The following is a 26,927-nucleotide window of genomic DNA, read 5'->3' as shown; positions in this document are numbered from 1 at the left end:
TCCGTATCACGAGGATCCTGAAGAACTAAAACTCTGGGAGAACAAAGGGTGATTTTCATTAATCCGGATAGTCGTACCAACAAAGACATTCCTAACCTTGCCGTTGCCTACGCTGCTACATTATACCGCGGCAGGGTGGTTGATCTTAATACGATGCCCGATCCAGGCAACCGCTTTCACGATGAAAAGGAAAACGACTATGTTTTGTCTGTTCAATCAAGAAATTACGGCCATGCACAGAAGATAAAGGAAGATATATTCTTAAAACAACCGGCTGCTAGCGTTAGGACCCTCAAGGGTATTCTGGATATCCAGTGCTGTTACCCGTTTATTACGTTCGGTAAGACCTTGAGTATTGATATCCCTTTTTCAGATAATCTTCCGTTTCCTGATTATTCATTGCTTGATTCTTTTCAGATTTTTCTGGCAAAATGGCAATCAGGTGAGTGGTATTACCCCCTTATGACAAGCATTGGCTGTCCGTTTAAATGTACCTATTGTATGAGTCGTTGCAGGGTTTATAAAACCAGATCGGTAGATAATTGCATTGACGAATTGCGACAGGCCCAAGTGAAATGGAACATTAAAAAATTTTGCATCATGGACGACTGTTTTAATCTTAAAAAAGGACGTGTCTTGGAATTTGCTGCAAAGACCAAACCGCTTAACCTGGAATGGATTTGTTCGAACGGGCTTCGCGCGGATTTGTTTGATGAGGAAATCGCTGATGCGATACGGGCTTCCGGGTGCCGATATCTTAGTTTTGGTGTCGAAACTGCTTCTGATAGAATTTTGGGAATGGCACAGAAAGGAGAAACTATTGCCCAGATCGAGAAGGCTGTCTCAATTGCCAAGCCACGTTTTGATTCTATAAATGGATTTTTTATCTTCGGTTTACCGGGAACTACCATGGCGGATGATATCGAGAGCTTGTGTTTTATACTGAAACATGGAATTAATGCCCATCTTAGCGTATATGTTCCGTTCGATAAAGGCATACAAATAGATGCAATTTTTAACAAAGCCTCTTCAGAGACATCTCTTGATAACCATTCGTCTTCACAACCAGACCAGATGTTGCGTTGGGCCAAATGGATTGGGATCAGGGAATCGTCACTCCCGGTAATTTTAAAGTATACGTGCAGATTAATCTTTCTTATTAAATACAGACCCCGTCTTCTTCCAAAACAGTTTCTCACTATTATGAGAATGGTTTATGCCAAGAGTTTATCATCTAACTGACACCCTCCCTTATAGCCATTCTGTTTGGGGTGGAGCCGAACAACTTACGGCAAAATATATCTCTGCGCTTCAGAAACATGCACCAGGGAGACATTTTATAATTTGCCTTTTCCCTTCAGCACCAGAAATTTATCAGGATGCATTTTTTATCAAAAGCGCCTCATCGGTAACGAAAGTCGGACAGATGCTTGCCAATCTTATCCACTTTGACCCAATAGCCTGTCTGGAATTATGTAAATTGTTTTCCCGGCTTCCGGCAAATTCCATTATTCATATCCACAATTGTAAGTACCTTTTCTTTCCGGCGATAGTTGCAAATCTTTTAACCCGGAGACACATGGTTATGTCTATTTATGATTACTGGATTATGTGTCCAAAAGTTTCGCTTGATAGATCGGGGGAGTTTTGTATTGCAATGGAAGGACGTATGTGTGCAGATTGCTATGGTAAACCGGAAAGCAGGGTGAAACAAGCCTACCATCACTGGCGAAGAAGGATTCTTCATACCTCTCTCAGGCAAATTTCTCTGTTTCATGTACTTTCACGTTCATCCGGGGATATCCTCCAAAAAAGCGGGATATCAGAATGCAGGATCAGGATTCTTCCCCAGATTGTTGAGTACGAACGCATTGATGCTATTCCTCCTTTTCAATTTCCGTCTTCTACTATATTATTTTCAGGCTGGATGGATACAAAAAAGGGACTGCACATTGCAGTTGACGCCTTCGGGAAAATTGCTTCAAAGCACCCTGCTGCCCGTCTTGTTGTAGCGAAATTTAAGGCAAATGAATCCTATGAAGCTCAGATTCGGGCAAGGATCAACGCACTTGGTTTACAAGAACGCGTCATATTTTTTGATCGATTGAAACGGAATGAATTTATTGCTTTTCTGAAAGGATGTGACTGTTTGATTATCCCTGAACAATGGGAAAACATGTCACCCGTGGTTTTATGCGAGGCCATGTATGCGGCTAAACCGGTCATTGCTTCAAAGGTGGGAGGCATACCGGAGTTCATTTCCGATGGACACGCCGGCATTCTTGTAGAGCGAAATGACGTGAATGGATTTGCGCACGCAATGGACAGTTTGCTTTCTTCTGAAACGAAACGTTTGGCGATGGGAAATAACGCCCGGCAGGTGGCGGAAGCCATTTTTGATGAGTCGAGGATACTTGACGGCTTTGACGAAATTTACCGAATGGCATTTTGTGGGGACAAACGGCGTTAGCATGAACCCTTCCAGGACCAGTTGTGTTATCCTCTGCGGAGGAAAGGGAAGCAGGGCTTATCCTCTGACCATTGAGAAACAGAAGGCAATGATTACGGTTTATGAACGACCAATTCTTCAATACATTATCGATTATTGGTCTGCCTTTGTCTCCCATTTTATATTTGTTGTAAAATATAAAAAAGAAGAAATTATCCAATACGTTTCTTCGCTTTCAATTCATGCGTCTTTCGCCGAACCGGATGAGTTGCGAGGCATTGCAAACGGACTTCTTTGTGTTGAAAAGTTGGTTCGTGACCAATTTATTGTCGTTCTGGGCGATTGCCTTTGCAAGGGAAGTTTTCAATTACCCCCCACCTTCGAAACTGGAGTAGGTGTTTATGAGACAAATTGCCCCGACGACATCCGGCGCAGCTATTCAGTAGAAATTTCAGAAGGAAAAATCTTTCGAGTTGTGGAAAAACCAAAATTGCTTCCCAACAACCTTTGTGGAATGGGGTATTACTTTCTTGACCGTAGTGTGTTCGATTACATCATTAAAACCTCACCCTCGTCATTGAGAAACGAGGTTGAAATTACCGATGTGCTCCAGAACATGATAGATGACGGAAAGATTTTAAGCGCCTTTCCGTTCACCGGAGAGTATCTCAATGTAACTTTCCCGGATGATTATAAACGTGCGCTGGAAATATTTAAAGACAAGAAAGTTTGTGGAAGAAGTTAAAATTTATGAAAATTTTGTATGACCACCAAATATTTGTTTTTCAAGATTATGGAGGAATCTCAAGATATTTCTACGAACTCATGAATGTGTTTAATAAACAAGAAGACATTCATTTTGATTTGCCACTTCTGTATTCAAATAATCATTATGTAAGAAAAACTGGCTTTTTAACGTGTAAACCTTTTTTGGAAGCAAAAAGTTTTAGAGGCAAAATCAGGCTTCTCAATTTTATAAATAAACACCTTGAGAAAAAATTCCTCTGCAAGAAAGGTTTTGATATTTTTCATCCAACATATTATAATCCTTACTTTTTAAAGTACATAGGAGATAAGCCTTTTGTGCTAACCATATACGATATGGTTTACGAACTATTTCCTCAAATTTTCTCTCCAAGAGATAAAACAAGTGTGCATAAAAAATTATTAGCTTCAAAAGCTACGAAGATAATAGCAATCTCAGAAAATACAAAAAATGATATAATAGAATTGTTTGGCATTAAAGAGAATAAGATAGAAGTCATTTATCTTGGCAATTCACTTTGTGTCGATGCCATGAAAGAAGAGACGGGAATAAGTAGTGAATTGCCTCAAAGATATTTACTCTTTGTAGGCAACAGAAGGGTATATAAAAATTTTGATACATTTATAGAGTCAATTTCACCATTATTAAAAGACGACAAAAATCTTTACCTAATTTGTGCAGGTGGGGGCAAATTTACTCCATCAGAAACAGCGAATTTAGAAAAGTCAGGAGTTATAAAGAAACTAAATCAATGCTCATTTGATGACAATATACTTGCGCAGCTTTATAAAAATGCATTAGCTTTCATATTTCCATCTTTATATGAAGGCTTCGGGATTCCTATTTTAGAAGCTTTCTCTTGTGGGTGTCCTGTTGTAACCAGTAATGTAAGTTCACTTCCTGAGGTTGCAGGTGATGCAGCGGAATACTTTGACCCAACCGATAAAATATCAATTTTAAGTACAGTTAAGAAGGTAATATATGATCATGATTTGAGGTGTAAATTAAAATATAAAGGATACGAAAGGTTAAAAAATTTTTCCTGGGAAAAAACAGCAAATCAAACAAAGATGCTATATAAAAGTATACTATGAAAACGGCAATTATAACGGGCATAACGGGTCAAGACGGAGCATATTTATCAAGTTTTTTACTAAATAAAAATTATAATGTTATTGGTATTGTAAGAAATGCATCGGTAGTGAATGTTAAAAACCTAAAATATCTTGGCGTTTATGATAAGATCGTACTTATAGAAGCTAATCTTTTAGATTTATCAAACATAATCAGAATCCTGGACAAAAACAAACCCGATGAATTTTATAATCTAGCAGCACAAAGCTCTGTAAGTTTATCTTTTGAACAACCAATAGGAACCTTAGAATTTAATATAGTTAGTGTTGCAAATATTTTAGAAGCAATAAAAATAGTTAATCCAAAGATAAAATTTTATCAGGCTTCAAGCAGTGAAATGTTTGGAAATGTCAGAAAAGAAAATCTCCCCGTGACTGAAAATTTTGTTTTTCATCCTGTAAGTCCTTATGGAATTTCTAAAGCTGCAGCACATTGGATAGCGGTAAACTATAGAGAGGCTTATGGTATATTTTCGGCATGCGGTATTCTTTTTAATCACGAGTCGATTTTAAGAGGCAATAATTTTGTTACAAAAAAGATTCTTAATACGGCTGTTAAGATAAGTATGGGGGAGGCTGAAAAATTAAGTTTGGGAAATCTGAAGATTAATAGGGACTGGGGTTATGCTCCGAAATATGTTGAAGCAATGTGGTTGATGTTACAACAGGAATCTCCTAAGGATTATATTATCTGCTCTGGGAAGGCACATAGTTTGGAAGAATTTGTTCAAAAGATTTTTGAAAAATTAGACCTAGAATTAGAGAAATTTGTAACGATAGATAAAAATCTTTATAGGCCTGTAGACCTTGAAATAATATACGGAGATAATTCGGAGGCTAAAGGAAAATTAGGTTGGAATTATGACATGAGTTTTGATCAACTAATGAACAAGCTTATAAAGGATGAAGTCCAGTATGTTAAATTGGAGTTAGATAATCATAGATAATGGATAATATTTTATCATATTCAATATTTTTATTCATGTATTTGATGATAGTAGTATTAATTTGGTGGGGTTTTTTCGGATACTTATTATTACTCCTTTTTTTTTCCATATTTACGAAAGCAAATGGAAGAATAAAGAAAATTGATAATTATCCTTTTATAACTATCATAATTCCTTGTCATAACGAGGAATCTTGGGTGGATAAAAAAGTTGGTAATTTAACAGAAATTGATTATCCAAAAGATAAACTTGAGATTGTTTTTGCTGACGGTAATTCAAAAGACCAAACTGTTGAAAAGATAGAAGCAAAAATCAAAGATATTCCTTATATGAAAGTCATCCAGACAGGCTGCAAAGGTAAAATCCAGCAAATAAATTGTATACTACAAAACACGCAGTCAGATCTTATAATAAATACCGATATGGACACAGTATTACAAAAGGATACAGTCGAAAAATTAGTTAAGGAGTTTGAAGACCCAGATGTTTATGTTGTGGGAGCGTATATTCTGCCCAATACTAGCCTTGATATCGAAAAACAATACTGGGAAAACCAAAATAACTTCCGGGTACTGGAGAGCGAAGTTTATTCAGCATCTATCGTTATAGCACCTTGCTATGCGTATAGAAGACAACTTTTGTCGTCATTTCCAGAAGATTGTGTTGCAGATGATATATATGTTGCTTATTTGGCCAATACAATAGGAAAACGGAGCATATATTTAAAGGATGCAACTGCGTATGAAGAAAGAACACCTTCTACTTTTGCAGAATTATTAAGTCATAAGTTTAGGAAAGCGAATGCATTTATCATTGAGCAGTTGAGATTTATTTATATGCTCCCAAGGATGAGAAACAGATGGAAATTAATTTTCTTAAGCAAGTTACTACAAATAATATTTATGCCTTGGTTATTAATTGCCTATTTTCTGTCAACAATTATCCTTTTGGTTGATGAAATGGATTTTGCCACGGGTTCTTTCGAACTTGGCATAGGTTTTTATTTTGTTATAGGTGCATTAATATTTCTTTTCTTATCCTTCTTAGTATGTCATCTGCTCGTTGAAAGGAGACGCACGTATTTTATTGATTTAAGATATAAAAGACGGTCAAATCTAGCCATATTTTTATTAGTCAACTTAATCCTTTTCATAGCTGGTATTAGCTATCCATTTTACACACAAACAAGTAATTATTCTAAGGTGCAATGATTAACATTTCTATATCAAAAATATCCATTATCATACCTGTGTATAACGAAAGGAATACTATCACAAGTTTAATAAAAAGGGTATGTCTGACAGACCTTTCGTTGACCAAAGAGATAATCGTCGTCGATGATGGTTCAACAGACGATACAAGAGAATTAATACTGGAAATAATTAAGCATCAGACTGATCAAAATAATCTTATAAAATTTTTCCTGCATGAAAAGAACATGGGGAAAGGTGCCGCGTTAAGAACCGGCTTAAAACAAACAACTGGAGATGTTGTTATTATTCAGGATGCTGATTTAGAGTATCCCCCAGAACAATATCCCACCTTAATTGAGCCTATCATAAAAGGTTATGCAGACGTTGTTTACGGTTCAAGATTCCTGGGTGTTCACAGGGTCTTTATGTTCTGGCACTATTTTGGTAATAAAATACTCACGTGGATAACAAATATCCTTTATAACACGATGCTTTCTGATATGGAAACAGGATATAAAATATTTACAAAAAAGGCATTGGAAAATATTGAAATAAAATCGAATCGATTTAATGTGGAACCGGAGTTAACCGCAAAGATATTTAAAAAAAAATATCTTCGTATTGTTGAAGTTCCCATTGCTTATTATGGGAGAACTTATGAAGAGGGCAAAAAAATCACATGGCGGGATGCAATCCCAGCTATATACACATTAATAAAATACAGGTTTATGGATTAATGATAAATTTAAAACGATATATTAAAAAAAACATTGTTAATTTTAAGTATGCAGTTAATTTAAAGAAACCAATCTTGATTTTAAGATTAATAGGTACATTTTTAGGAATTATTGTATTAAAAAAGAAACCGCTGAGATATGTTGATTTTGCGATAGATTATCGTTGTAACCTCAAATGTAATCACTGCTTTAAGACAAGTCTCGAACAGGATGAAACTAAAGAAGATACAAGAAGGCTCTCTATACGAGATTACAAACGGATAGCAAATGAATGCATGGATCTCGGTGCAGTAAATTTTTCATTTCAAGGCGGAGAACTTTTCCTGTACAAGGATTGGGAAAAGATTATTCTTGCATGTGAACCATGGAAAAATATCATATCGGTGACTACTAATGGAACAATGCTTACCGACGAAAACCTTGATCGCTTGAAAAAAACTGGTGTAGATATACTAACAATAAGCTTAGACAGCGCTATTCCGGAAGAACACGATCGCTTCCGCGGTGTAAAAGGAACTTTTGCAAAGGTAATGCAGGGAATAGAGTCAGCGCTTAAAAAAAGATTCAATGTTACCATAGGAACAACTGTATCGCATTCAAATTTGAGATCAGAAGGAATACAAAAACTCATTGACATGACAGTTAAAAAAGGGATTATTCTCAATTTGATACTTGCTGTTCCTGCGGGGAAATGGCAGGATAATCTAGATATCTTGATTACCGGTGAAGATATGGAGTATATAAAAGGATTAACAAAAAAGTCTCCTTACATAAGGACAGATTTTGAAGCAAATTTTGTTCATTGGGGTTGTGGTGCTGCAAAGGAGATCCTTTATATAACCCCCTTTGGTGATGTTCTTGCCTGCCCCTTTATGCATATAAGTTTTGGAAATGTTCTTGATGAACCAATTGTAAAAATTCGAGAAAGGGCATTAGAGAATATTTACCTTGGAAATTATCATGACAAGTGTTTAGTTGCTGAGGATAGACAATTTATCGATACTTATCTTTCGAAGACTTTTGGAAGTAAAAATCTTCCTCTTGATGAAAAGGTGGTGTTTAGCCGAAAGGTAATTAAATGAGTGAATTTTGGAACAAAATCAGTTTTGGCATTGATGTCTTAAAAGCAAAGATGTCTGGACAATACAAACCATTTCAAGTGCAGTTATCGGTAACTAACCGTTGTAATTTGAAGTGCAGTTATTGTTATGCAAACTATCCTGAAAGAACACACAAGGAACTGACTACGGACAATCTTTTCTATATTATAGATGAATTGAAAAAGATTGGTACCAAGAGGATTAATCTTGTTGGTGGAGAGCCCTTGTTAAGAAAGGATATTGGAAAGATTATTGATCATATTAAAGCAAAAGGGATTGAGTGTGTTATGACAAGCAATGGATATATGGTATCCAAAAAAATAAATGATGTTAAAAAGCTTGATCTGCTCTGTATAAGTTTAGATGGTAATAGAGAGGCGAATGATGCCAACAGGGGCAAAGGATCTTATGACATGGCGATAGGCGCTATAAAATTGGCCAAAGAAAATCATATTCCTTTCCAGGTTGCAACTGTTATAACAAAAAATAATCTGAATTCTATAGAATATGTGCTTGAAAAGGGGAAAGAACTCGGATTTTCAGTAGGATTCAGTACTTTGATAAGCCAAACTGTTCATGGAAAGAAAAGCGTGCCCCAGGATATGCCCACAGATGATGAATATAAGCAGATACTAAAAAGGTTAATAGAATTGAAGGAGAAAGGTTATCCGGTTCTATTTTCGAAAAAATCCCTGGAATATGCGCTTAACTGGAGATTGGGCTATCAAAAGGAAAAGTTCATGGGGGAAAAACCTGATTTTAAGTATATAAAGTGTAATGCGGGCAAGTTCTTTTGTATAATTGATGTAAATGGAGATGTGTATCCCTGTCCAACACTTGTTGACGTAATTAAGCCCTTAAATTGTCTCGAACATGGAATAAAAAAGGCGTTTAAATACGTTAACAACCATCCTTGTTATACATGTCATATTCCATGTCAGAATGAATTTAACCTTATGTATTCTTTTAATCTTAGTGTGTTATTTAATATTGCAAAGAATTATAAGAGTGGAATGCGATGAAGTTATTACTTTTTGCGCCACTTATTACAGTAGATAAAGATCTTGAAGGTAGTTTTGGAGCCTTCCCCCCCTCTTGGATTGGCTTATATTGCTGCTATGCTTGAAAAATCAGGTCATTCAGTAAAAATAGTTGATTGTCTGATAGAAGGTTTTAATATCAGAAAAAAGATGGGAAATAATGTGCGCATTGGCTTGTCAGAAGAAGATATTATTAAAAAGGTTCAAAATTTTCTGCCAAATGTAGTAGGTATCTCAAACAACTTTACACTATATGACAAAGACGCGATAGCCTTATCAAAGTTGATAAAGAACAAATTTCCTGATGTTCTGCTTGTTTTGGGAGGTGCTCATGTGACAATGGAGTATCCTAAAATTATAAAATTGCCTTTTGTTGATGTGGTTGTTCGCGGTGAAGGAGAATATACGTTTGAAGAACTCCTTAACGCTGTTTCAAATAAGGAACCTTTGAATAATATTAAAGGTATTGTGTGGAAGAAAGAGGATAGTTCTATAGTAGAAAATGAGCTTAGGGAACCAATTGGCGTTCTTGATGAACTCCCTATGCCTGCTTATCATCTTTTAAAGATGGAACTTTATTTAAAACAGAAATCAAACAATTTTGCATTTAGTAAGAACTTTCCCATAGGGCACATGATAACAAGTCGTGGTTGCGCCTATAATTGTATATTTTGCAGCACTACAAAGAATTTCAAGAAGTTCAGATCTCGTTCTCCTGAAAAGGTACTATACTCAATCAGACTGGAATCACGGGTTTCTGACGTGCTCATTCATTACCTTCCATGCCCTTTTAATTGTGCTCAGATTGGGATTATACTCAATCAAACCGAAGCCATTGGTTTCAGTCTGATTGAGTATAGATGAAATCGAATTTTTGATAAAAAATTATGGTGTAAAGGAAATCCACTTTCACGATGACAGTTTTCTGGTTGACCCAGAGAGAGTTAATTCAATTTGTAAGGGCTTAATAGAAAGAAAGATTATAATTAGCTGGCAGGTTTCCCAAGGAGTAAGGGTTTTGGGAATCAAGCCCGGCATGTTGGAAATGATGCAAAAGAGTGGCATGTATAGAGTTGGTTTTCCTATAGAGACTGCTTCTTTGAGGACACAAAAATTTATTAGAAAACGAATTAATTTGGATAAGGCTTTAAATATAATTGGCGAATGTAATCGTTTGGGAATATACACTTTCGCAAACTTTATTATTGGTTTTCCCTATGAAACCAAGGAAGATATTGAACAAACCTCCGAGTTTATTTTTAAAAGTACTCCTGATTTTGTCAAACTATTGATATGTCAGCCACTGGCAGGTTCAGATCTTTATCCTATTTACATTAAGGAAGGGCTTCTAAAAGAAGATATGCTAAGTTCCAGTGGTTATGAGAAGACTCAATATGATACGTTAAACTTCACTGCTAAAGAACTTAATAAAATGCGTATAGAAATTACAAGAAAATTCCAGAAAATCAAATTAAGACAACTTTTAAGTATAAATGGCTTTAAAAGGTTAATCCTTCCAAAAGTTAACTCTATAGATAAAATTTGTTATTTTTTTAGATTGATATGGCTATCACTTAAAAATCTGATTCTTAGAAGGGCGTTTTTTGGAGTTTAAGAGGACGATGATTGTTGAAAGGATTAAACTGGCGAAATATTATTTATTCAAAAGTAAAAATACAGGTCTAAGTTATCCTTCTGTTATAGGAATAGAGACTACAAGTAGATGCAATATTGACTGTATTATGTGCCCCCGCCAGGAGATGACAAGACAAACAGGGGATATGGATATAAAGCTTTTTAAGAAAATAATAAATGATATAAAGGGGAAAGTAGAGTTTATATGGTTGCAAGATTACGGAGAGCCTTTTCTAAATAAAAATATTTTCAAAATGATCGCATACGCAAAGCGGCATGGCTTAAGGACTGGAATCTCTACCAATGCGACAGTTCTCAACAATGATATAATAGTAAATATATTAAATTCAGGGCTTGATTACATAATATTTGCATTTGACGGGGCGACTAAAGAGACGTATGAAAAGATAAGAAAAGGGGCGAATTTTGAAAAGGTAACTAATAATATAAATGATTTTTTGGCTAATAAAACGGCATGCAATACAAGGATATTCACAGTTGTACAATGTATTCAGATGGAGAATACAGAAAGTGAAATAAACGACTTTGTTAAAATGTGGAAAGTTAAAGGGGTTGATGGGATAAGGATAAGACAGGTTACCTATAGCGGAAAAGATAAATTCGAAAATAGTTTAAATGGACGTCCTTGTTACTGGCTATGGAGCGATCCTCACATCAAGTGGGATGGAACAGTAGTGCCATGCTGCCAAGATGTGAATGCGGTATACCCGCTTGGGAATATCAAAGAAAATTCTTTGGGAAAATTATGGAATTCAGAAAAAATGATTCGATTGAGAGAAAAGCATATCTCCGGTAAGTATCACGAGATAGCTCTTTGTAAGGGCTGTAATATGTATCAACCGAGCCTGCCTTTAATCATAGGAAGTTCATTTTTTAGATATTTTGCTTTAAACAAATTTATTCCAAGAGTGGAAACAATACTTTCAAAAATTAGATATAGAGAAAAATGAAAATAACCCTTGTTTATCCACTGACCTTCACGATTATGCAAAAGAAAACAAGATGCTCAACATAACTACTTACAATGACTATGGATATTATGGGAACAAACCTCCTTTAAGATTATTAGACTTGACAAGTAAGGAGATTATCGCATTAAAAAAACAACTTTTAAAAGAATTTTTTTTCAACCTTTATAAAAATATTCTTAAGTATATGGAGATATTCTTTTTTAGGAGTAGAGGGGAAAGGAAGTTTTACTTTTCAATAATCAAAAGATTGTTTTCGGCGAGAGTAAAATGGTTGAGATTTGGAGGTAACTGACTTGCCATGAGGTTTCTGCTTGTTACTTCATTACGGAAAGAACTGGTTAAGGTATGGGTTTGCCAGGAGACATCATCAGCAGGCAGCCTGCTTCCCCCGGTGGACATTGCAAGTATTGCTTCTGCTATCAGGCAGAAACACCATGATGTTAAAATTGCGGATTTAAGATGTTACAAAGATCCCTTAAAGGAATATCATAAAGAGCTTGAGGTTTTCAAACCCGAATATATTGTCTTGAACATTTCTACAACAAGTGCAAATTATGATTATGAAATTATTGCAAATACCCCTGATGACATAAAGAGTATATGTTTCGGCACGCATGCCCAGTCAGTATCCCACGAATGTTTTGAAAAAGGGGTAGATTATATATTAATTGGAGACCCTGAAGCCGCTGTGTTAAATCTTATAGAGAACAACATGAATGGTGGATCCTCTCAAGGAGTATTGACATACGATTCCAGGAGGAAAGAACCTTGTTACTGGGAAGATCTGGACAGCATGCCATTCCCCTCTTTAGACCTTCTTACCTTACATAAGTATTACGCTCCCTATATAAAGCGAGGGAATCCTTTTACATTACTACTTGGCAGCAGGGGTTGTCATTATTCTTGTACATATTGCCTTTATCCGGTATTTTTTGGCAATAAATCCAGGTTGAGAAGTGTGGGAAATATCGTTGCTGAAATTAAAGAAGATTACGAAAGATATGGGATAAGGGAGTTCTATTTCCTTGATGCAACTTTCAACATCACCAAAAAACGGGTGGAGAGTTTCTGCAATGAATTATTAAGTCATAATTTACAAATAAGTTGGTCATGCAACATGAGAGTGAGTCCTATATCAATAGAGATGCTTAGGCTTATGAAGAAAGCTGGATGTAACAGAATATTTTATGGGGTAGAAGACCAGGATCTCTTAGAAGATACCGGGAAGAAGACTACAAAGGAACTAACCGTTGATGCATTTCGAAGGACCAAAGAGGCGGGTATATCAACAGTTGCCTTTACGATGTTGTTTCCGCGGCAGGATGTAGATGAAAATGAGTATAAAAGAAATATGCTTTTAGTCCTGGATATGCTGGAAGCAGACGCATTTCAATGCAACATAGCTATACCATTCCCAGGCACAGAGATGCATGATAAGCTTGTTGAAAGTGGTGGCATGAGTACAGACTGGAATCTATATGACCCACATGGTGAGAAATTACCGTATAAAAGCAATGGGAACTTAATGAAAATAAGAAAGGGTATTTATAGAGGGTTTCTTATCTCACATCCGATTAGAGCACTAAAAATTTTAACAAACATGAACATGAAAAGTCTTAGGTCCGCGGTTATTACATTTTTAAAGAATAATCTGTAATTATTATTTTGTAGATGCTAAACAAAATGAAGAGTATGTGATATTTTGTTCCTAAGTACACATAAGCATAGTTATGCGTGATTATTTTGTTTGGGGACAAATGGTGGACAAAAATATAAAAAATAATATATTCATCACAGGCGCTGCTGGTTATGTGGGTAGAAATTTAGTCAACAAACTGGGTCTTAGTAATAATAATAAAATATTTGCACTTATAAGAAAACCGGGTGAGCATTTTGATAAAGGAATAGAGGTTGTTGTGGGAGATATACTTAACCCTGCAAGCTTTACTTCTGTTTTGAATAAATGTGACCTCGTCTTTCACTGTGCATCTTATATATCATTCAAGAAAAAAGACTTTCAACAAGCTTATGAGGTTAATGTTGAGGGGACAAGGAATATTTTAGAAGCAGCAAATCAAACCGGGGTAAAAAAAGTAGTCCATCTAAGTGCATGTGCAGTTCTTGGATTCTCTACTGATAAAAATAAAGTTATTAACGAGAACGCTAATCCAGAAATTACCAAAGATAATGTTTATGCATATACCAAGAAATTAGCGGAAGAAAAGGTTCAGAAATATGTTCAGAAAGGGTTAGATATTTCTATCGCAAATATTGCCACAGTATATGGGCAGGGAGATGGGAATTTAAATTCTGGAACCATTATAAAATCCATTTATGAGGGTAAAATGAGACTCATCCCACCGGGCGGAACAAGTTTCGTCTCAGTAGATGATCTGATAGATGGCTTGCTATTATTAGCACAAAAAGGTAAAGCTGGAGAGCGTTATATTTTTTGCACTGAAAATATGGAATACAAAATACTTTTTCAAAGAATCGCAAAAACTTTAAATTTAAAAGAAGTACGTTTTAAGTTACCCCAGTTCACGTATTCTCCAGTTTTATTAGCAATAAAGTGTGTAGAACCATTTTTGTCTCTTACCAGAAATGGAATCAATTTGCTGACACCCCAAATTTTAAAAGAGACTTATGGATATAAATATTTTACCTCAAAAAAGGCGAGAGAAGAATTAGGCTGGAAATCTTCACAGAATTTTGAAGAAACAGTACAAAAGGCATTTAATTACTATAAGGAAAATAATTTAATCTAAAAACATGATTGATTTAGAGCAGCAAGTAAAAAGGGCCAATAAAGATTTCTATGATATTATTGGGCATTCCTACGAAGCTATTGATGGCCGGAGATCAGAACGTTTAATTCGTTATGTCGAGATACAATTTGAAAAAATATTAAATAACACGAATGCCAATTCAATCCTGGATCTGGGATGTGGCGGTGGATTTATATCCAGAATTGCAAAAGATTATTTTAAACATAGGTATGCTGTGGATATTTCCCATAAAATTATCAAAAGTATAGAAGACAAAACTCTTTATAGCGTAACCGCTGATACAGATATGATTCCGATAAAAGATGCTAAACTAAACTGTGTTGTTACATTTGCAGTTTTGCATCATTGCTATTCATATGAAAAAATTTTATCTGAAATTTATCGGGTTTTGACTAAGGGTGGAATTTATTATTCAGATCATGATATGGATTCTTTCTTTTTCAGACGTTTTAAACCGTTACTAAATATTTATCGTAAAATAAATGATGCAAGCAGAGATTATATGGCAAAGTTTAATCAATTATCAGAAGATATGTATAACTATTCCGAATTTCACCAGAACGGGATTCCTTCCCCAGTGATTGAAACAACGCTAAAACGCATAGGGTTTAAGGATGTTAGGTATGAATACCATTGGTATGGACTGTCTCTGTTGACAGATAAAATGTTTGGCAAAAGATCTTATAAACGGGGCTATGCCCCCCTGGTTCGGATTTTCGCTGTTAAATAAAGGAGTTTTCGTGAAAGTTTTATTGCTTTCTCCCCCATTTCTTCGTGGTTACATGCGCAATGCACGTTGTGATTTTGTTTCTCTATCGGGAACCCAATGGTATCCGCTTTTATTAGGGTATTGCGGTGCATGGCTTGAGAAGTGCGGACATAACGTTAAACTTGTTGATGCCCCATCATACAACCTGGATCATCAAACTACTGAGAAGCTAGTTATTGATTATAAACCAGAATGGCTTATCGTTTATACAGGAAGAATAAGTGAGGATAATGATGTGGCATTCGCTGATAAGCTGACAGAACAAATTGGTTGTGAGACAGTTATTGTCGGCCCGTATGCTTCTACCTTTCCAAAGGAGACATTGAAAAAAGCAAAAAGAGTAAAATATCTTATTACTGGGGAATTCGAATTACCTGTGCAGGAGATTATCGAAGGAAAGAAACATGCTGAGATCTCTAATTTGGTGTACAAAGATGGGCATGAAATTATTCAAAACCCAGAAAAGCCTTATCTTGACACTAAACAGTTAGACCAAATCCCTTTTTTATCACGGTTTTTCAAAAAACATCTGGATGTCTACAAGTATAAAACCATATCTGAACCCTACCCTTTTATGGATATTATGACGGGTAGGGGTTGTAAATGGGGACATTGTACGTATTGCTTGTGGGTAAATTCGTATGTTAAAGGCCCTGTTTATAATTGCAGAAGTATCGAGAATGTTATTGAGGAAATGCAATTTATTACAAAAGAAATGTCTGAAATAAAGTCTATTATGATTCAAGATGATACATTTACAGAAGAAAGGGCAAGGGAATTTTCTGAAGCCAAACTGCGGGCTGGGATAAAACTCAAGTGGTCGTGCTATGCAAGGGGTAATATGTCGTACGATGTCTTAAAATTAATGAAAAGAGCGAATTGCCTGAACTTGCATGTTGGTTTTGAATCGGCTGATCAGGGTATATTAAGAGAAATTAAAAAGGGAGTGACTAAAGACAGAATGACCAAATTTACCATCGATGCAAAAAATGCCGGCCTCAGAATACATGGTGATTTTGCCATCGGTTTTCCTGGTGAAACGAAAAAATCTGCTCTGGAAACTATAAAATGGGCTTGTAAGATAAGACCGCACACCGCCCAATTTCAATTGATGATTCCATTCCCAGGAACTCCGTTTCATAACGAATTAAAAGAAAAAGGCTGGTTGAAGGACAATATGCCGCATTACCCTGAATTATTAACAGAGGAACTAGAGACCATGGCAAAAAAAGCTTACAGAAAATTTTATATAAGCCTTCCCTTTGTAAAACAGATTTTGATACATCCCTACGAGATGTTTTTTTCACGCATTGAAACCTACTACAGGGCAATTCCAGCTATATTTTGGAAGAAATATATTCGGTGATTTTTGTTTGATGAGAATTCTTTTCATAAAATTTATAAGATATTGCAGATGTAAGATGAAGAAAAAAAGTTTGTTTATTGATATTGTATTTATATTGATCTACGGAACTTTATTATCTATGTTTTTAATATCTGCCCGAACTAAAGTTAAAACAATTTTTGAATGGATTTACTATGCTTTTTGAAAATATTATAAATCATATTATTTTATTGTTTTTTTTTGGTGTGTCTTATGGTTTGGGTCGTTTTGTATTTAAAAATTTTCTATTTGCTATTGCATTTGGAATATCCATTTTATCGTTCGCTATCTATAACATATTCTTGGTTTTTGGAATTAATTTTTTTACGGTAAGTTCAATATTTGCAATCTTATTAATATCTTTAATAGTGTTTACTATTATAAATCGAAAGAAAATTATTATTTTTAAGGTAAGAAGTCAATTCTTCCTTTGTTCTTTTAATAAATTGTTCTGCATGGAGTTTGTAATACTATTTTTTTTACTAAGTATATATTTTATACGGTGTGTTTTTCCTATAGCTGATGAGGATTCAATGAGGCAGTACCTCTATCTGCCTAAGCTATATATATCGGGCGGAGATTTCTCAGCAGGGAATTTTCTTCCGCATGGCCGTGAGTCTTTATGGTACCCGAGTCTCATCGCTTTTTTGGCTTATTTCGGAACTTTAGATATTGCCTCGATTTTTAATTTCTATTTAGTTCTTCTTATGGTAGGGACTCTGTATGGGTTGTGCTTAAGTGCTCTCAGTCAAGGTAGGATTAATTTTAATTCATTTTGTCTGGTTTTATGCATTTTTCTAGCCAATCCATTAATGAATTATATTATCTCCACAGGAAGGCCATATATTCTTATTGGTTATTTATGCACAACACTTTTATATTTTCTTTTATTGAATTTCAATAAAAGAAATTCTGACAATTTATATATTTTATTTGTGAGCCTAGTAGGTGGGGCACTTGTTTCGGTAAATCATTTAGGATTGGCCATATTAGGCTTTTTCTTTATAGCGCTGTTTATTAGCAATTATAGCGTATTAAACAAAAAATATATTACATTAATCTCTATTTCTGGCATATCGGCATTCATGTATGCATTGCCTTTTTATGTGAGAACTTATTTTATGGGTCATTTGTTTTATCCTTTTACACCGGACTGTAAAATACCAATAAATGAATTTACTGGTCTTTTAGCGCCAATAAAGGCCGTATTTATAATATCGACTCGGAATTGTCAGGGAGGTTGTTCTGCCCATATTGGTATTTTGTATCTTTCTTTTTTCCCAATTTTGTTCTATTTTATCGTTAAAAAACGCCTATGGCATATTAGGATTCTTTTTTTCGTTTTTGTGTTTATTCTGTTATATTATTTCATTTGGTTATCAAAGATTCCACAAGCACGTTCGCTTATTGGTATTTTCCCGCCATACCTTCTATTATTGTATCTGTTGGTTGATTTGAAAAAACCACTTTACAAGTATGCAATTTGTCTTTTTTCTGTATTAATGATAGCCTATAGCGTTTTACAGCTTGGCAGATTTGGTTATGTCAATTATTTGCTAGGTAAACAGTCGAAAGTTGACTTTGTTTATCACGTGTTGAACAAATGGGGTTCGAATGAAAAATTTTACGATGAACCAAATGAAATTGTAAACTATATCATTTCTAATTTTCAAAACAATGATGTTGTTTTTTGTGATGGGGTATTTCCCCTTACATTGTTACCAAATAAAGTATTTAACGTAAGTTTTGAAAAACAAGGCCAAATAAAAGGACACAATACTATTTTTATCTGTCAAAATTCCGTCCAGCAGATGCTTACTCCGCTGAAACGTTTTAAAAATTATACTCTATATGCCTATCAATAAAGAAAGGTTTTTTATTAATAAAATCATTGTGTGCCAGCAGCATTATAATGATATAGCTGAAAAGTACGCAAGGAATTGAGGACTCGGTAAGGAATAAAATGAAACATTATTGTTTAAAAGAAGACAGAGAGGTCCGCATAAATTACCTGTGAAAATTAGTGTAATTATTCCAACGTTTAATAGCGCAAAGACCATTGAAGATGCTCTTAAAAGCATCGTAGGCCAGAATTGGCCTGATCTTCAAATTATTATACAAGATGGTGGATCTGCGGATGACACCAAAACCATCGTTGCAAAATACCCACCAGCTCTAACAGGCTGGCAGTCAGAACCAGACAACGGCATATATGATGCCATGAACAAAGGAATTGGTCGTGCAAATGGTGAAATTATTGCCATTCTTAACAGTGACGATGCATGGTTGCCGGGTACACTTGATCGTGTTGCATCCGCATTTTCACGTAATCCCGATGTTGGTATAGTTTCCGGATCGATTGAAGTGTGGGAAGATTCTCCTGATGGTGCTAAGGTTATTTTAAAATCGAGCTTACTTCATTTGCATAAAGGTTTAACTGTACAGCACCCGGCTACATTCGTGCGACGTAAGGTGTATGAACGTGTCGGACTCTTTAATACCCGTTATCGAATAGGCGCTGACTATGATTTTGTGCTGAGATGTCTCAAGGCCAATATTCCATGGATTATACTCAATGATGTACTTGTTCGCATGCGAGCCGGTGGAAAGGGTGGTTCAACCTTTAACGTCGAAGATTGGACGATTCGCCGATCTTACACGCTTTCATCAACCATTAACGAAACGTGTATTTGTGCAAACAGCTTCACACGTTATTTAGCCAGGCAGTTTATTTTAAAAATTTTTGGTAGAAAGACCTTATCAATTTTTAGAGGTTATCTATGGCAAAAACGCACGTATCGATAGATAATTATTTGGTAGAGAAAACTTGCATGATATGGAGAATAATAAGATATTCTAGTATTTATAGAATTTTAAATACTACTTTCAAAAATCTTTACTGCGCCGAGCACACTATTTTCCCATGAAAAAGCTTTTGCCCTTTCTATTGCTTTTCTTGACAAGACAGAGGTCATCTCCTGATTATTTAGTGTCTTAAATATCGCATCCGTAATTGCAACCGGGTTCATTGGATCAAAATAAATAGCAGCATCTGCACAAATCTCTGTCATAGGTTCCATCTGAGAAGCAAGCACCGGAGCACCGCAAGCCATCGCCTCCACCAAAGTCATTCCAAATGATTCACAGGTTGAAGGATAAACAAAAATCACACAGCTAGAATAGAGATAAGGCAATTCCTCATAGGGAACATTGCCTAAAAATACAACTCGGGTCTCATATCCTTGCTCTACAATAAAAGCCTTCATTTCATCGTAATATTCCCTATCAAAACACTTTCCCGCAAACACAAGTTGAACGTCATCATCGATCTTACCCTTCAGTAGTATAAACGCCTTTATAAGCTCAAAGAAATTTTTGTATCTCTGAATGTGAGATACATAAAGGATAAACTTATCTAAACCATATTTTTTCTTTAATAGATAAGATGTTTTATCTTCAGTACGGGGATAAAATACTTCTTTATCTATACCGTGATAAATGACCTCCGCATGCCGGGCTAATGTCCCGGATTTTTCTGTAATAGCATATGCTTTCATAGAAGGGAAAATGATTCGCTGTGCCCTCTTGAGCGATAGTATTGTTAATGATTTTAATAATTTCAATCTTATTTTTTGAATCAAACCCTGCCCTTTTGCGAGCTCGTTGTTAAATGGTTCAACGTTTTGTACCATAACAACATTTGGTATTGTTGAAAAAAGGGGACATATATTCCCAGGAGAAAAAAGGACATCAACATTCTCTTTTTTCAGGAAGGAAGGGAGAATAAGTTGTTCCCACAAGATGCGTAGTATCGAACTTTTTGAGGGTATTCTAAAAGACAAGAATTTAAAATCCGGATGTTGAAAATAAAATGTTTCTTTTCCTTTGGGTGTTGTAAGGATAAGAAATTGGTGATGTGTATTTAACTTTGACAGATATGTTAAAAGATTTTTTATATAAGTAACACCTCCGCCGGCAACGGCAGACATTGTATTGATTGCTATTTTCATATTTATTTATAGCGTTTAGCCACGAATTTACACTAATTTACATGAAATGTACGGGAATGAATAGAAATGTAACGCGTTAGTTTTTTGAAAAAGCATGGGCGAGTATCTATTCAGCGTATTTTCACCCACTGTCGCTACGAGCTGGCAAAAGCAGGCAATTCACCACGGAATAGCATCTGTAATGCCCGGCTCAAATTTACCCCTTGTTTTCGACAGGTCGAGAGATAACTCCGAATGCGGCAGAAAATTTTTGCTCCCTCCAAAGAACGAAAACAGCCCGATATCTTCTGCTGAACCTTCGTCATCCTGATATCGTTTTCTGCCAAATTGTTCGTAAAGGGGACATTTTTATTGTCCATAAACCTCAGCACATCACCCTCATCCACATGCATCACCTCTGATTTTGTAAGTTCTTCTCTGTCTCTCACATCAAAGGGTTCCAAAGACTCGTAGGCTTCCCTGTTAAGGTTGTAAATAGAACCTTCACTCACCGGTATCCCAATCTGCCCTTCAAAATACTCCTGTATCCTCTTGTAGGGTATCAATTGATACTGCGACATATAGACTGCATGCGCTTTCAAATCCGGACCATACTGCACCGCCTTTGCTACCCCTTCCGGAAATGACGCTACAATTCTACTTTCATTACTTCCACCTCATCAGGATTGTCTACTTTTTTGAGCGTTACTCCATCACGGCCCTTTTGCCCGCCTGCCTTCCTTTCACCCTTCGCCTTGCTTTCTCTCTTGCGATTCGGATCACTTGAGGCACTTGAGGGCGGCTTGCTGCTGTTGCTCGTTATGGATATGCAGATTATGTGCCTGCCAAAATTCCTAATTCTGCCAGTCCACCCCCTTGATCCCCCGCCAGCGGGGGACAGTAGCCAGCCACATCTCCAAAAATTTCATACCATTGTGGGGAATATAAAATATGGGGACACTTCCCAAGGGTTTTTTCGGTATACCGCTAAATAAACGCATGAGGGGATTATGAGAATAAACGCGGAGAGGGAAATTATCATGCCAATGACAAAAGATTTTGGTTCGTACAAAAACCTGACGATGTGTTCTCCTTTTTCAAGGAAGACAGACCGTATCACGTAATTTGTTTTATATATCCTGCTCTTCCTCCCGTCCACATAGGCATTCCATCCCGGATAATAAGTATCGCCCAGGACAAGGTATCCATCTGCCGCAAGAGACGCCTTAATTGTTACACTGTTTGGCGTATATTCAAGTATTTCCGGCAATGGTTCGTTTCGTATGTTTTGCAACCCGGCAGTGCGGACAGGCGGCAATGGATCTTCTACAATAATATATTCTTCCGGTTGAAATGCATCGCCTGAAAGTTCCTTAAATATTGCATCTCTGCTATGAAGTTCCTTTGCCTTCCGGACAATAAAAGCGCGCGGCAGTGCATGGGTGTTTTCAAAAATGGCGTATCTGGTGTCCGTGTATAATAATGTAAAGTCCGGATGATTTATTCTTACGTTTGAGGGAAGCAGCAGATATTTCACATTTAGGAGGTTGGTCAGTTTGGAAATGTTAGATACCTCCATTACTATGTTTGGCTGTTCAAAGGGCTTTCCGCTTAGCAGATTAACAAACTCGCTGTACTCCTTTATCACATTGGCGTCGTATCCTCCTATATTTGCGATATCGTGCGCCATGCCCTGATTCAACTCAAAATGTCCGATCGTTGTTATGCGGGACGGGTGAGGGTCTTTCTTCAAGACATCGGTTACTTCTTTATTCCAAAAACACTCCTGAAGATCAAATGTGACCATATAGCGGTTTCCAAACATCCACAAATCTCCGAATAGCAATGCGATAGTCATGGGAATGAGCACTTTTTTATGTACCCTTCCGTTTCTCCAAACTCCGATAATGAGCAGGCTGAGTATTGCTATTATTACGGTTTTTATTGCGCTCTTGCCGGCTACGGCAAAGGTCGTTTGCAGAAAACCGGCGTCGTTCAGTTCGGGCAGAGTTGTGTAGCGGTCGCCCAGTGAGTTGATTTTGTGGATAATGCCATACCACTCGCCAAACCCCACATTACATAAAAAGAATATGATGAAAAATATGCTTATTGCGGCAACTATGCCAATGAGAATAAAGAGGTACGTTTTTATCTTCTTTTTTACAAATGGGGCGTTTTGTAAATGTTCCATTCCGAAACCGGCAAGTGCAGAAAGAGAGAAGGCGACGATGAATATAAACTTGGAATTCCCCCTAAACATGTTAAAACCAGGCACAATAGTGTAAAGCGCTTTAAAAAGCGGGGTAAATCTGCCCAGGGCGAGGATTGCGGTTATCAGTGCAAGTATTAAAAACACCCTGGTATAGTTATTTTTAAAACAAAGTAAGGCTGCGCCGCATAATATTAGAGAAGGAATGCCTGTATATAATGACATTTCCCATAGATAGCATCGCCCCCAATACGGCGCATTAAACAAATCGCCAAAGAAATCGGGGATAAAGAGGGTAATAAAGTTTTCAGGTAAAAAAGAAAACTGCCCCACCCATTCATACGTGAGTGTTTGCCTGGTGGAGTGCTTCACCATTTCAAAGGCCGGAAGCAACTGTATCGAAGAAAGGAGGGCGCCTGTAATATAAATGACAAAAATGCCGGCAAGTGAATAACCCGCCAGCCTCCGGTTTTTGTGTCCGGCAAACTCCTGCAGAATACGCACGATAAAGTACAGCGATACGGCAATTGCCGTATAAAAGAAATACTGGGGATGCCCTGCCAATATATTGCAGGCAACGGCAACGCCTCCGGCAAAGGCATACAAAAGATTTCTGGTTCGGATAAAAAACTCAGAAAACAAGAGAATAAGCGGCAGCCATATCATAGTGCACAGGTTTGGCAGGTGACCGGGATAGACGTGGAATATCTGCGGAGCGCAAAACATAAAGATAATGGCAGAAATTATGCAGCTGGTCCGGGATAGCCCGCCTGCCTCTCTGTTCTTCAAAGGAGATGCACCCTGCCTTTCTGCTCCGGAAAAACGAAGATATCTCATGTAGAGATAGGTAAACACTCCGGACAAAAATACGTGCAGGATGATGCTGTAATTAATTGCAACATGAATGGGAAATAGGAGAAAAATAAGATTAAACGGATAAAACAGTGCGGACTGTATGCCGCCAACAAAGGGTGATCCGCTGTAGATATAAGGATTCCAAAGGGGCAGTGTACCCTTTGCCAGTGTATTAAAACCAAAATATCTCCAATAAAAGAGCTGGTGCCGCGTATCGGTGTTCTGGTCACTCAGAATAACGGCATCGAAAGGAATAACGACCTTGTGGAAATATGCCAACGTGAGTAGCAACAATGTAAGGGTGGCATACCAGTCATATTTCGACCAGGCAATATTCTTGCCTTCGTTTGAAAGCAAAGTAGAATTATAAGGAGTAGTTTTCATTATGTAGTATCGGTATAAAATGTAGAGACGCATTGCATGCGTCTCTACAAAAATAGTGAAAGTCCTAAACATAAATTGTAGAGGCGCTGATAGCTAATAGCTGATTGTCATGAGCGATGAGCCATGCGCCAAATCGCCACCACACGAAACAGTTTACTTTTTTCGTATTCCATTGCAAGCGAAAACATGCAAAGTAAAAACTCATTTCTCTTAACATTTCTGTGTATCGCGGCGATTGGCTGTTATGCGGCCATCGCGCAGGTAATATTGATGCGTGAATTCCTGAACATATTTTACGGTAACGAGCTTTGCCTGGGCATTGTATTTGGCGCATGGTTCCTCGGAATAGCTTCAGGCACCTTTTCCGGCGCAAAGCTGGAGCGCATTTTTAAACAACCTGTGATAATTTTTATCCTCTTTTTGTTCTCCATGTGCCTTGTCCTGCCCGTCCAGATTGTGGCAATACGCGGAGTGCGCTTGCTTATGAACATCGGAAGTGGCGAGTATGTATCCCTCTTGCCTCTTATCCTTATTACCGTAAGCATGGTTTTGCCCTTTAGTTTTATTATTGGCGTCGTCTTTCCGTTTTCGGCAAAGGTTGTTTTGGGATCGACCAAAGACGCCGCTACCGATATCGGAGCGGTTTACGTAATCGAATCGCTGGGCAGTCTTGTTGGCGGTTTGATGTTTTCCTTTTATCTCGTCTCAAAATTTCATTCGATGCAAATCGTTGTCCTGATGAATGCCGGGATGTTTTTCGTCTTGTTCCTCATGCTGCGCGCCGAACGAAAAAAAGAAAGGGTTCGAAGAAGAGTGACTTTCTATTTTCTGGCGCTGGGATTAACGGCGGGCATGATTACACTCTGGTTTTCACCGGTTCCGGAAAGGATTGATGCATGGTCAGCCAAAATGCGGTGGAATACCTTTGCCCATAACATTGAACTAACTGCATCAGCGAATTCAAAATATCAGCATATTGACATCGGCAAACAGGCGGGACAATACAATGTTTATCTCAATGGGCACTATGCCTTCGCCTTTCCCAATGAATATGATTACGCACAAATTGCGCATTTGGTGATGACGCAGCATCCATCGCCAAAAAAGGTATTGGTAATCGGCGGCGGTTTCGGGGGACTTTTGACGGAAATGCTTCTTTATCCCGTTGAAGGGCTGGATTATGTTGAAATTGATCAGGAACTTTTGCACATTGCCGCACAATATTTATCTCCCACGGAGATAAATACATTGTCTGATAAAAGAATAAACATTTTTTACCAGGATGGGCGATATTACGTAAAGCATCTTGCGGAAAGGCACTGTTGCGATATTGTCTTTGTAAACGTCCCTGACCCTTCCACCGCATTTCTAAACCGGTTTTACACCCGGAATTTTCTGGAAGAAATACAAACTATCCTGAAACCTGACGGCATAGTGGTAACATCGGCAAGTTCTGCGGTTACGTATATCGGCAAAGAAGTAGGGAGCTACACCGGCTCATTATACAGAACCCTTCACGAAACTTTTCGGGAGGTAAAAGTAACGCCCGGTCAAACTAATTTCTATTTCGCATGCAACAAAGAAGGCATAGTTACCCTTGATTTGGAAACCCTTATGGAACGATATAAAAAACAGGGGGTGCAGTCAGAGTATTTTAATGAATATCTTTTCTACACACTACTCCCGCCGGAACAGGTTGCGTTTATTGAAAGACAATTGCAAATGCGGAAGGATTTGGTTATGAATACCGATGCAAAACCAGTCACCTATTTCCTTAATCTCGTATTGTGGGACGTCTTTGCCGGGGGGTATCTGCACGGTTTCTTTTATAAACTGAAAGACGCCGGTATGATTTTTTTTCTCCTTCCCATAGTCTTTGCGTTTGCCGGGAGAATACTATTCCTGTACGCAAAAAAGAAACGGCGGAATGGCCGGTTGTTCAACACCGTTCACACCAAAACCCATGCCCTTGTCGCACTTGCAACAACAGGTTTTACAGGCATAGCGCTTGAGATTGTCCTTCTCTATGCCTTTCAGAATATTTATGGATATATTTATGAAAGGATTGGCGTCATCATCGCTCTTTTCATGGTAGGGCTGGCATGCGGAGGATATGCGGCGAATAAGATGATACAGAAAAGGAATTCAGACTGGATAAAGGTCTTAATGATGATGGAAGGAATGATTGCCGGTTATGCAATCATTGTGCCTTTCCTGATTTCCGCAATATCTGCTTATTCCGTTATTGCTGAAACGGTGTTGGTATTTCTGGTAATGGTTACAGGCATTTTGACCGGCATAGAATTCCCCATTGCCAATAAGATATGCGCTCAGTGTAATGACAACATTGCCGTATCGGCTGGGGTAACTGACGGCGCTGACCATATTGGCGCCTTTTTGGGATCGATGCTGGCCGGGGTGCTCTTTTTGCCGCTTCTTGGATTATACGGCACATGTTTTATACTGGCGGCGTCGAATGCCGCAAGCCTGGCATTGCTTGCTTTCGTGTATATTTCACGAACGACAAGGTTTGTATCGTAAAGGAAATGCAACGAA

The 26,927-nt window shown here is 37.3% G+C and carries 21 protein-coding genes and 1 pseudogene; 19 read left to right on the top strand and 3 right to left on the bottom strand.

Features of this window, described 5'->3' with window-relative positions; all coding sequences use genetic code 11:
* The first annotated feature begins 48 nt into the window (after window positions 1-48).
* From ABJL82_RS06220 to ABJL82_RS06135, 18 genes are all read left to right on the top strand, one after another.
* Window positions 49-1,242 carry a radical SAM protein gene (locus ABJL82_RS06220; RefSeq protein WP_347273865.1) on the top strand — a complete coding sequence of 398 codons (1,194 nt, stop codon included), beginning with the start codon at window positions 49-51 and terminating at the stop codon, window positions 1,240-1,242.
* Window positions 1,217-2,470, top strand: a complete 1,254-nt coding sequence (locus ABJL82_RS06215) for a glycosyltransferase family 4 protein (RefSeq protein ID WP_347273864.1) — start codon at window positions 1,217-1,219, stop codon at window positions 2,468-2,470. Before ABJL82_RS06220 ends, ABJL82_RS06215 begins: the two co-directional genes overlap by 26 nt.
* Window positions 2,424-3,194 carry a nucleotidyltransferase family protein gene (locus tag ABJL82_RS06210; protein ID WP_347273863.1) on the top strand — a complete coding sequence of 257 codons (771 nt, stop codon included), beginning with the start codon at window positions 2,424-2,426 and terminating at the stop codon, window positions 3,192-3,194. Before ABJL82_RS06215 ends, ABJL82_RS06210 begins: the two co-directional genes overlap by 47 nt.
* Before the next feature lie 5 nt (window positions 3,195-3,199).
* Window positions 3,200-4,309 (top strand): glycosyltransferase family 1 protein, encoded by a 1,110-nt coding sequence (locus tag ABJL82_RS06205; protein WP_347273862.1) that lies wholly within the window; start codon window positions 3,200-3,202, stop codon window positions 4,307-4,309.
* The gene (locus tag ABJL82_RS06200; protein WP_347273861.1) at window positions 4,306-5,295 is read left to right on the top strand and encodes a GDP-mannose 4,6-dehydratase; all 990 of its coding nucleotides are present in this window, start codon (window positions 4,306-4,308) and stop codon (window positions 5,293-5,295) included. Before ABJL82_RS06205 ends, ABJL82_RS06200 begins: the two co-directional genes overlap by 4 nt.
* Window positions 5,295-6,506: a glycosyltransferase gene (locus ABJL82_RS06195; protein WP_347273860.1), complete on the top strand. Its 1,212-nt coding sequence runs from the start codon at window positions 5,295-5,297 to the stop codon at window positions 6,504-6,506. The genes ABJL82_RS06200 and ABJL82_RS06195 overlap by 1 nt, the downstream gene beginning before the upstream one ends.
* A complete protein-coding gene (locus tag ABJL82_RS06190) occupies window positions 6,503-7,225 on the top strand; it encodes a glycosyltransferase family 2 protein (protein WP_347273859.1) in 723 nt (240 codons plus the stop codon). Before ABJL82_RS06195 ends, ABJL82_RS06190 begins: the two co-directional genes overlap by 4 nt.
* The gene (locus ABJL82_RS06185) at window positions 7,225-8,307 is read left to right on the top strand and encodes a radical SAM protein (RefSeq protein ID WP_347273858.1); all 1,083 of its coding nucleotides are present in this window, start codon (window positions 7,225-7,227) and stop codon (window positions 8,305-8,307) included. Before ABJL82_RS06190 ends, ABJL82_RS06185 begins: the two co-directional genes overlap by 1 nt.
* Window positions 8,304-9,347 (top strand): radical SAM protein, encoded by a 1,044-nt coding sequence (locus tag ABJL82_RS06180; RefSeq protein WP_347273857.1) that lies wholly within the window; start codon window positions 8,304-8,306, stop codon window positions 9,345-9,347. The genes ABJL82_RS06185 and ABJL82_RS06180 overlap by 4 nt, the downstream gene beginning before the upstream one ends.
* Before the next feature lie 42 nt (window positions 9,348-9,389).
* Window positions 9,390-10,229 carry a radical SAM protein gene (locus ABJL82_RS06175; RefSeq protein WP_347273856.1) on the top strand — a complete coding sequence of 280 codons (840 nt, stop codon included), beginning with the start codon at window positions 9,390-9,392 and terminating at the stop codon, window positions 10,227-10,229.
* Window positions 10,216-10,980 carry a radical SAM protein gene (locus ABJL82_RS06170; protein ID WP_347273855.1) on the top strand — a complete coding sequence of 255 codons (765 nt, stop codon included), beginning with the start codon at window positions 10,216-10,218 and terminating at the stop codon, window positions 10,978-10,980. Before ABJL82_RS06175 ends, ABJL82_RS06170 begins: the two co-directional genes overlap by 14 nt.
* A gap of 7 nt (window positions 10,981-10,987) precedes the next feature.
* Window positions 10,988-11,971, top strand: a complete 984-nt coding sequence (locus ABJL82_RS06165; protein WP_347273854.1) for a radical SAM protein — start codon at window positions 10,988-10,990, stop codon at window positions 11,969-11,971.
* Window positions 11,972-12,290: 319 nt separating this feature from the next.
* Complete coding sequence (locus ABJL82_RS06160) at window positions 12,291-13,649, top strand: radical SAM protein (RefSeq protein WP_347273853.1); 1,359 nt, start codon at window positions 12,291-12,293, stop codon at window positions 13,647-13,649.
* A 73-nt stretch (window positions 13,650-13,722) separates the two neighbouring features.
* Complete coding sequence (locus tag ABJL82_RS06155) at window positions 13,723-14,760, top strand: NAD-dependent epimerase/dehydratase family protein (protein ID WP_347273852.1); 1,038 nt, start codon at window positions 13,723-13,725, stop codon at window positions 14,758-14,760.
* Between the two features lie 4 nt (window positions 14,761-14,764).
* Window positions 14,765-15,511 carry a methyltransferase domain-containing protein gene (locus tag ABJL82_RS06150; protein WP_347273851.1) on the top strand — a complete coding sequence of 249 codons (747 nt, stop codon included), beginning with the start codon at window positions 14,765-14,767 and terminating at the stop codon, window positions 15,509-15,511.
* Between the two features lie 10 nt (window positions 15,512-15,521).
* Entirely contained in the window at window positions 15,522-16,916 is a 1,395-nt protein-coding gene (locus ABJL82_RS06145; protein WP_347273850.1) for a radical SAM protein, read from the top strand.
* Between the two features lie 551 nt (window positions 16,917-17,467).
* On the top strand, window positions 17,468-18,799 hold the full coding sequence (locus ABJL82_RS06140; RefSeq protein WP_347273849.1) for a hypothetical protein: 1,332 nt from the start codon (window positions 17,468-17,470) through the stop codon (window positions 18,797-18,799).
* A 109-nt stretch (window positions 18,800-18,908) separates the two neighbouring features.
* Entirely contained in the window at window positions 18,909-19,739 is an 831-nt protein-coding gene (locus ABJL82_RS06135; protein ID WP_347273848.1) for a glycosyltransferase family 2 protein, read from the top strand.
* Window positions 19,740-19,807: 68 nt separating this feature from the next.
* Here ABJL82_RS06135 and ABJL82_RS06130 read toward each other — a convergent pair whose 3' ends face one another.
* From ABJL82_RS06130 to ABJL82_RS06120, 3 genes and pseudogenes are all read right to left on the bottom strand, one after another.
* Window positions 19,808-20,944, bottom strand: coding sequence for a glycosyltransferase family 1 protein (locus ABJL82_RS06130; protein WP_347273847.1), 1,137 nt, complete (start codon window positions 20,942-20,944; stop codon window positions 19,808-19,810).
* A gap of 134 nt (window positions 20,945-21,078) precedes the next feature.
* A pseudogene (locus ABJL82_RS06125) lies at window positions 21,079-21,782 on the bottom strand (transposase).
* 66 nt (window positions 21,783-21,848) lie between these two features.
* Window positions 21,849-24,371, bottom strand: a complete 2,523-nt coding sequence (locus ABJL82_RS06120; RefSeq protein ID WP_347273846.1) for a YfhO family protein — start codon at window positions 24,369-24,371, stop codon at window positions 21,849-21,851.
* A 186-nt stretch (window positions 24,372-24,557) separates the two neighbouring features.
* Between ABJL82_RS06120 and ABJL82_RS06115 the strand changes: the two genes are divergently transcribed.
* A complete protein-coding gene (locus tag ABJL82_RS06115) occupies window positions 24,558-26,912 on the top strand; it encodes a fused MFS/spermidine synthase (protein ID WP_347273845.1) in 2,355 nt (784 codons plus the stop codon).
* The last annotated feature ends 15 nt before the right edge of the window (window positions 26,913-26,927 follow it).

Source organism: Candidatus Kuenenia sp., from assembly GCF_039794105.1.
GTDB lineage: Bacteria > Planctomycetota > Brocadiia > Brocadiales > Brocadiaceae > Kuenenia.
This window is presented reverse-complemented; position numbering and strand designations above follow the sequence as displayed.